Annotated in this window: 8 protein-coding genes; 5 read left to right on the top strand and 3 right to left on the bottom strand. The window is 75.8% G+C overall.

All coding sequences use genetic code 11. The annotated features are described in order from the left end of the window. Positions 1-105: 105 nt before the first annotated feature. Positions 106-978, bottom strand: coding sequence for an alpha/beta fold hydrolase (locus tag ABZW03_RS34385; protein ID WP_355267349.1), 873 nt, complete (start codon positions 976-978; stop codon positions 106-108). Between the two features lie 68 nt (positions 979-1,046). Between ABZW03_RS34385 and ABZW03_RS34380 the strand changes: the two genes are divergently transcribed. The 4 genes from ABZW03_RS34380 to ABZW03_RS34365 all read left to right on the top strand — a co-directional run bounded on the left by ABZW03_RS34380 (position 1,047) and on the right by ABZW03_RS34365 (position 4,328). Beyond that, entirely contained in the window at positions 1,047-1,652 is a 606-nt protein-coding gene (locus ABZW03_RS34380; protein ID WP_355267346.1) for a TetR family transcriptional regulator C-terminal domain-containing protein, read from the top strand. A 206-nt stretch (positions 1,653-1,858) separates the two neighbouring features. After that, positions 1,859-2,899: an acyl-CoA desaturase gene (locus tag ABZW03_RS34375; protein WP_355267352.1), complete on the top strand. Its 1,041-nt coding sequence runs from the start codon at positions 1,859-1,861 to the stop codon at positions 2,897-2,899. A gap of 96 nt (positions 2,900-2,995) precedes the next feature. Beyond that, positions 2,996-3,409, top strand: coding sequence for a VOC family protein (locus ABZW03_RS34370; RefSeq protein ID WP_355267344.1), 414 nt, complete (start codon positions 2,996-2,998; stop codon positions 3,407-3,409). Positions 3,410-3,536: 127 nt separating this feature from the next. Next, on the top strand, positions 3,537-4,328 hold the full coding sequence (locus ABZW03_RS34365; protein WP_355267341.1) for a hypothetical protein: 792 nt from the start codon (positions 3,537-3,539) through the stop codon (positions 4,326-4,328). A 119-nt stretch (positions 4,329-4,447) separates the two neighbouring features. Here the strand turns inward: ABZW03_RS34365 and ABZW03_RS34360 are convergent, their stop codons facing one another. Then, positions 4,448-5,035 carry a TIGR03086 family metal-binding protein gene (locus ABZW03_RS34360; protein WP_355267338.1) on the bottom strand — a complete coding sequence of 196 codons (588 nt, stop codon included), beginning with the start codon at positions 5,033-5,035 and terminating at the stop codon, positions 4,448-4,450. A 68-nt stretch (positions 5,036-5,103) separates the two neighbouring features. Between ABZW03_RS34360 and ABZW03_RS34355 the strand changes: the two genes are divergently transcribed. Then, positions 5,104-5,910 (top strand): DUF6597 domain-containing transcriptional factor, encoded by an 807-nt coding sequence (locus ABZW03_RS34355; protein ID WP_355267335.1) that lies wholly within the window; start codon positions 5,104-5,106, stop codon positions 5,908-5,910. Between the two features lie 7 nt (positions 5,911-5,917). Here ABZW03_RS34355 and ABZW03_RS34350 read toward each other — a convergent pair. Further along, positions 5,918-6,826 (bottom strand): iron-siderophore ABC transporter substrate-binding protein (locus ABZW03_RS34350; RefSeq protein ID WP_355267332.1); only part of this gene is annotated, 909 nt, incomplete at its 5' end.

Below are 6,826 nucleotides of genomic sequence, written 5' to 3'. Positions count from 1 at the left end.
GCGGGGCGCGGCCCCCCGCCCCGGCCGCGGGGGGGCGGGGGGCCCCCCCCGCCGGGGCGCGGGCGGGGGCGGCCCGGCCCCCCGCCCGCCCCCCGCCCGCCCGGGTCAACCGGCCTGCCGCGCGGCCATGTCGAGGATGCCGGCGGTCACCGCCGCCGGGTCGTCGGTGGGCAGCGCGTGCCCGGCGCCGGGGACGACCTCGACCCGGGCGGCGGGCACCAACCGGTGCAGGCGGTCGGCGACGCCCCGGGCGTCGTGCAGGGCGCTGCGCTCGCCGAGGAGGAAGAGGGCGGGGGCGGTGAGGCGGCCGAGTTCCCCGTCGGTGAGGGTGGCGGCCGGGGGGAGCCGGCGGCGGAAGCCCGTCGAGGCGCGGACCAGGGCCATCAGCTCCGCCTCCAGGACGGCGCTGTTGCCGACCAGTCGGGCCAGCCGGGGGCGCAGCGGGCGCGGGGCCAGGGCGGCGAGGCCGCCGAGGACGAGCCAGGTGTAGAAGCGCCGGTCCAGGTCGGCGAGCCCCGCCGGCTCGACCAGGGTGAGCGTGGCGGTCCGGCCGGGGTGGTGGATCTGGTGGTTGAGGGCGATCCAGCCGCCGTAGGAGCAGCCGACCAGGTGGGCGGCGGGCAGGTCGAGGGCGGTGAGCAGCTCCTCCAGCCAGCCGGCGGCGTCGCGCCCGTCCGTGACGGGCGCGCTCTGCACGCTGGCGCCGGGTTCGCCGACGGTGTCCACGGCGATCACCGGGTGCCGCGCGGCGAGGGCGTCGAGGTGGCGGTGCCACATCAGCGCGTTGCCGCCGGAGCCGGGCAGCAGCACGATCGGCGGCCCCTCGGCGGGGCCGGTGCGGTACACCCGGGTGGTCCCGTAGCCGGTGGGGACGTCGAGCGGCGTCCACGGCCCCGGCCGGAGTTCGGTCAGTGCGCGCTCGTAGGCGGCGCGGAAGCGGGCTTCGGCCCGGTCGTTCCTGAACTCGCCGATTCTCATGGTACATGTGTATCACATGCATGATACGGGTGTACCAGAAGAAGTCGGTCGAACGTACGGAGGCCGCGATGACCGCGAAGGTCGACCACGAGGAGCGCCGTCGGCAGATCGCCGAGGCGCTGCTGCGCATCGCCGACACCCAGGGCCTGCAGTCCGCCAGCATGCGGGCGGTCGCGACCGAGGCCGGTGTCTCGCTGCGGCTCGTGCAGTACTACTTCACGACCAAGGAGGGTCTGCTGCTGGACGCCCTGGCCAGGCTCGGCACCCAGCTCCAGGCCCGGATGGAGCGCTGGATCGGCCCGGCGCGCGCCCCCCGGGAGGTGGTGACGGCGGTGCTGTCCTGCATCCTGCCGACGGACGCCGAGAGCCGCCGGATCACCAGGACGTACGCGGCGTACTACACGCTGGTGCTCGGCGACCCCGAGGTGCTGGCGAAGCAGGCCGCGCAGCCGCCGGTCGTGCTGGAGGGCTTCCTCGCCGAGCAGCTCCGGGCGGCGCAGCGGGCCGGGGGGATCGGGCCGGAGAAGGACGTCGAGGCGGTCGCGGCCGGGCTGCTGGCGATGGTGAACGGGCTCGGCTCCAGTGTCCTGGGCGGCCAGCGCACCGGCGAGCAGGCGCTGGCCGTCCTCGCCTACCACCTGGACGAGCTGTTCGGGCGGCCGGAAGCGGGCTGACCCGCCGTGCGGGACGGGTCGGCGTCCGGTGTGGTGGGCGAGGCGGGTCGGCCTCCGGTACGGCGTCCGGTACGGTACGGCGTCCGGCACGGCGGGCGGGCACCCCGTGCGGCACGGGGGTTAACACCCGTACGGGACGGGTGCTTTCCCCGTTCTGCGGGTAGGCGTGCCGCGACCAGACTCTGGGCATGCCCGCGCAGCCCGTGATGACGACCGAAGCGCCCGAAGCCCCTGACCCCCGGTCGGGGAGCGGCGGCAGCGACTTCGCCCAGTTGACCCGCCGGATAGCCGCCGAAGGCCTGCTGGCCCGGCGCCCCGGCTACTACGCCGTCCGCGCGGGCCTGGTGCTCGCCGCCTTCCTCGGCGGCTGGTACGCCCTGTTCGCGCTGGGCGACACCTGGTGGCAGCTGGGCCTGGCGGCGGCGATGTCCGTCGTCTTCACCCAGCTCGGCCTGCTCGCCCACGACCTGGCGCACCGTCAGGTCTTCGACCGGCGGCGGCCGAGCGAGATCGGCGGCCGGATCGTCGCCAACCTGCTGATGGGCATGAGCTACGGCTGGTGGATGAACAAGCACACCCGCCACCACGCCAACCCGAACCACGAGGAGCGGGACCCGGACGTCGCGCCCGAACTCCTGGTGTGGTCCAAGCGGCAGGCCCGGCAGGCGGGCGGCCTGGCCCGGTTCATCGGCCGCCGGCAGGCGTACCTGTTCGTCCCGCTGCTCCTGCTGGAGGGCCTCAACCTCAGCTTCAACAGCTTCCGCGCGCTGCGCAGCCCCGTCATGAAGCGCCCGGTGCTGGAGGGCGTGCTGCTGGTGGTCCACTTCGCGGCGTACTTCGGGCTGGTGTTCGCCGCCCTCCCGGCCGGCAAGGCGGTCGCCTTCCTCGCCGTGCACCAGGCGCTGCTCGGCGTCTACCTGGGCTGCGTCTTCGCCCCGAACCACAAGGGCATGCTGATGGTGACGCCGGAGATGCGGCTCGACTTCCTGCGCCGCCAGGTGCTCACCTCGCGCAACGTCCGCGGCGGGCCGGTCCTCGACGCGGTGATGGGCGGCCTCAACTACCAGGTGGAGCACCACCTGTTCCCCAGCATGCCGACCCCGGCGCTCGGCCGGGCCGCCCGGATCACCCGGGAGTTCTGCGCCGAGAAGGGTGTGCCGTACTGCGAGGCCGGCCTGTTCCACTCCTACCGGGAGATCTTCGCCCACCTGCACCGGGCGGGCGAGCCGATCCGCTCCGGCGGCTGACCGTCACGTCTCCGGCGGGCGGCTTGTCACATCCGGCCGCCGGGATCCGTCGGTGGGGCAGAGGCAACGACACCGACGGTACGGAGGAACAGCGGGATGCTGACGAACATCATGTACGTGACGGTCTACGTGACCGACCAGGACCGCGCGCTGGGGTTCTACGTCGACGGGCTCGGCCTGGAGAAGCGCATCGACCACCCGGGCCCGGACGGACGGTTCCTCACCGTGGCCGTCCCGGGCAGTGCGCTGGAGATCGTCCTGTGGCCGCACCCGGAGTCGGCCGGGCTGCCGGCCGGGGTGCAGCCCGGAACGGGGGTGCCCGGGCCGGTCTTCATCGAGTCCGACGACCTGCGGGCGGACTTCGAGGTGCTGCGCGGGCGCGGCGTGACCTTCGAGCAGCCGGAGCCGGAGGACTACGGCTTCGGCATCCGGATCGAGGCCGTCGACCCGGACGGCAACCGGATCGCGCTGCGCCAGCGCGCCGCCTGGCAGGGCGGTGGAAAGGCCTGAACACCGCCGTCCCGCACGGGAGCCGGATCCGCCGGCTTCCCGTGCGGGACGCTTTCCGGCCGCGCCGCCCGCCCGGTTCCGCGTTCGCGCCCGTACGATGCCCGGACGGGGTGGGCGGAGGCCGGGGGTGGATGTGGTTCGGTTCTGGCTGCGATGGGTGCTGATCGCGGTCCTGGGCGCGGTGGTCGTGCTGTGCGGCTGGGCGGGGTGGCGGAACTACCGCGACACGGCCATCCCGGCCCCGCCGGACGTCCCGGGGCTGGCGCGGGACGCGGCGACCGGGGAGGCCCGCCGGACGGCCGAGGAGCGGATGGCCGGCCGGGTCGACCGGCTGCCCGAACTGCTGCCGTGGGCCCAGGGGTTGGGCCGGTCGACGGTCGACGTGTGCCGGACCGACTACCGCGGTGACCTGTTCGCCCGGGGCAAGTGGCTGCCGGTGGCCTGCGAGCGGACCGTGAACGTCTACCTGGCCTTCGACGGCGGCGACGTCCGCGCCCGGCTGGCCGACCTGGACCGGTACCTGGAGGGCCAGGGCTGGCTGAGTTCGGCGCGGTGGAAGGGCCTGGTCGCGGCCGACGAGTACGACCACCAGCCGCCCGCCGACCCCACCCCGGAGGAGGTGGCGGCCGCGGCGGCGCGGCCGATCGCCCCGTCCGTGGAGTTCGGGCTGTCGACCGGCGAGGCGGTGCGGACAGAGCTGGCCGTGAGCGTCGCCCCGCCGCCCGGCCCCGAACTCCTGACCTCCGGCGAGGACTACTGGTTCGAGAAGTACGGCGGCCGGCGCTACCGCAACGACGAGGGCCAGCGCTCCGAGTACCTGACCTGGCAGCCGGTGCGGCCGGGCGAGGTCACCGCCGCGGCCGGGGGCCGGTACGTGGCGGTCCTGGGCTTCACCACCAGGTACCTGCAGGCGCAGTGAACGGCGGCGGCCCGGGCCCCTCACCCGGGCCCCTGCCAGGCTCCGGGCGGCGCTGCGCTTCGACTGACCGGCCGGCCGTGCGCGCCGGGGCGGCTGGTGGCGGCCGGTGGCGGCGGGGCTCAGGCCGTCCAGCGAGGATCGCGCCCCGAGGCGGCCAGCGCGCGGTCCCACGCGGAGGCGTCGGCCGGCAGCGCCACCGACGCGGCGAAGCCCGCGTACTGCCGGTACAGCTCGGCGTTCTCCGCCACGACCTCCCCGGCCAGCAGTGCGAGCTCCTCGTCGACCTCGATCCGCCCGCCGGTCGCCCGGGCGACGTCCCAGCCGTGCAGCAGCAGCTCCAGGATCAGCATCCGGGCGATCCCGACCGCCGGCACCGGGGCGCCGCCGAGGTCGACGTCCCCCTCCCAGGCGGCCGGCTCCGCCCAGGCCGCGACCGCGCGCTCCAGCTGGACGGCGTAGGCGGAGCGCCAGTCGGCGTCGGCGGTGAAGTCCCGCGCACCCAGCTCCGCGGGCAGCTCGGCCCGCCGGGCCCGGTGCTCCAGGCCGTGCGAGGTGTAGAGCACCCAGTGGTTGATCAGCGCACGGGTGTCGAACTCCGTGCAGGGCGTCGGCGCGTCCAGCGCCTGGCCGGCCGGGACGGCGGCGGCGACACCGGCCGCCACGGAGGCGGCGCGGGCCAGGAAGGGGTGCATCGGGTGGGCGTTCATGGCGCCGATTCTGGTCCGGGCCGCACCGGGCGGTCTTGAAGAAACGCGACGGCCCCTAGCCTGGCGGCATGGCCATGCACCCTTCGGACACCGCCCCCGACCTCGGCCGCGGCGTGCTCCACCCCGCCCGGGCGGCCGAGCTGATCACCGTGGACCGGCTCGCGCCCGACCCGGAGGTGGCGCGGTTCGTCGAGTACTACTGGCTGGTGCGCTGGGACCTGCGCGGCCGGCCGCCGTACGAGCAGAAGGTGCTCGCCCACCCCAACGTCCACCTGGTCTTCGAGGCCCCGCGGGCGCGCGTGTACGGGGTGGACCGCTCGCTCTTCGTCCGCCGGCTGGAGGGCGCCGGGCACGTGCTGGGCGTGCGGTTCCGCCCCGGCGCCTTCCGCCCCTTCGCCGGGCACCCGGTGAGCGGGCTGGCCGACCGCTCCGTGCCCGCCGCCGAGTACTTCGGGCCCGAGGCCGACCGGGTCAACGCGGAGATCCTCCGGGCGCCCGGCAGCTCCGCCGCCCTGGCCGATGCCCTCCTCCGCCCCCGGCTGCCCGCGCCCGACCCGCTCGCCGCCGAGGCGGCCGCCGCGGTGGACCGGATCACCGGCAGGCCGGACCTGTGCCGGGTGGACGAGCTGGCCGCCGAGCTGGGCCTGACCGTCCGCCGCCTCCAGCGCCTGTTCGCCGAGTACGTCGGCGCCTCCCCCAAGTGGGTGCTGCGCCGCGCCCGCCTCCACGAGGCCGCCGAACGCGCCGGTACGGACGGCGGGTTGGACCTGGCCGCGCTCGCCGCCGAGCTGGGGTACGCCGACCAGGCGCACCTCACCCGGGACTTCACCGCCGCCGTCGGCGTCCCCCCGGCCCGCTACGCGGGGGCCCGCTGACAGGCCCCTACGCCCCCAGGAAGCGCTGCAGCTCGTCCAGCAGGTAGTTGGCCCCGGTGTACCCGATGCCCTGGAACCAGAGCTGGTCGTCCACCGGGAACGCCCGGTGCCCCTTGACCGCCCCCAGCGCCTGCCAGGCCGGGCTCGCCAGGGCCGCGTTGGCGCCCGACAGCTCCGGATCGCCGTACGTCGCGTACAGCAGGAGGTCGCCGTCGGCCCTGGCGAGCTGGTCGAGCGGGATCTCGACGTCCGACTGGTCGGTGTTCTGCGCGTCCGGCCGGCCCACCTGGGCGTCGGCGAGCACCGACCCGGGGAAGCTCTGCCGGCCGAACAGCCGGATGCCGCCGCCCTCCACGAACCGCACCAGGCTCACCTTGCGCCCCGACGGCTTCGTCGCGGCCACCGCCTGCGCCACCTGCCCGGCGTGCTTCTGGTACGCGCCGACGAAGGCCGCCGCGGCCGCCTCCCGGCTCAGCGCCTGGGCGTGCAGCTGGAAGTTCGCCTTCCACGGCGCCCCGGCGGTCTGGGTGAGCACGGTCGGGGCGATGTCCCGCAGCTGCTCGTAGCGGTCGCCGTCGCGGGCCTGGTTGGAGAGGATCAGGTCCGGCCGCAGCGCCCGTACGGTCGGCAGGTCGGGCGCGCCGGCCGGGCCGACCAGCCGGATCCCGGCCGTCCGGGAGGCCGGCCAGTACTCGGGGTAGCGGGTGTCGCGGCCCGGCAGCGCGGCGCCGACCGGGGTGATGCCGAGGGTCAGCGCGGAGTCGAGCACGTCGGTGTCCAGCACGACCACCCGCATCGGCGCGCCCGGCACCACCACCGGGCCGGTGGCGGCGTTCACCGTCACCGGCGGCACCGGGCTCGGGGACGGCGAGGCGGCGGTGGCGCGATGGGCTCGGTCTGGAAGGCCGAGGACACC

This window comes from Kitasatospora sp. NPDC004799, from assembly GCF_040609095.1.
Taxonomy (GTDB): domain Bacteria; phylum Actinomycetota; class Actinomycetes; order Streptomycetales; family Streptomycetaceae; genus Kitasatospora.
This window is presented reverse-complemented; position numbering and strand designations above follow the sequence as displayed.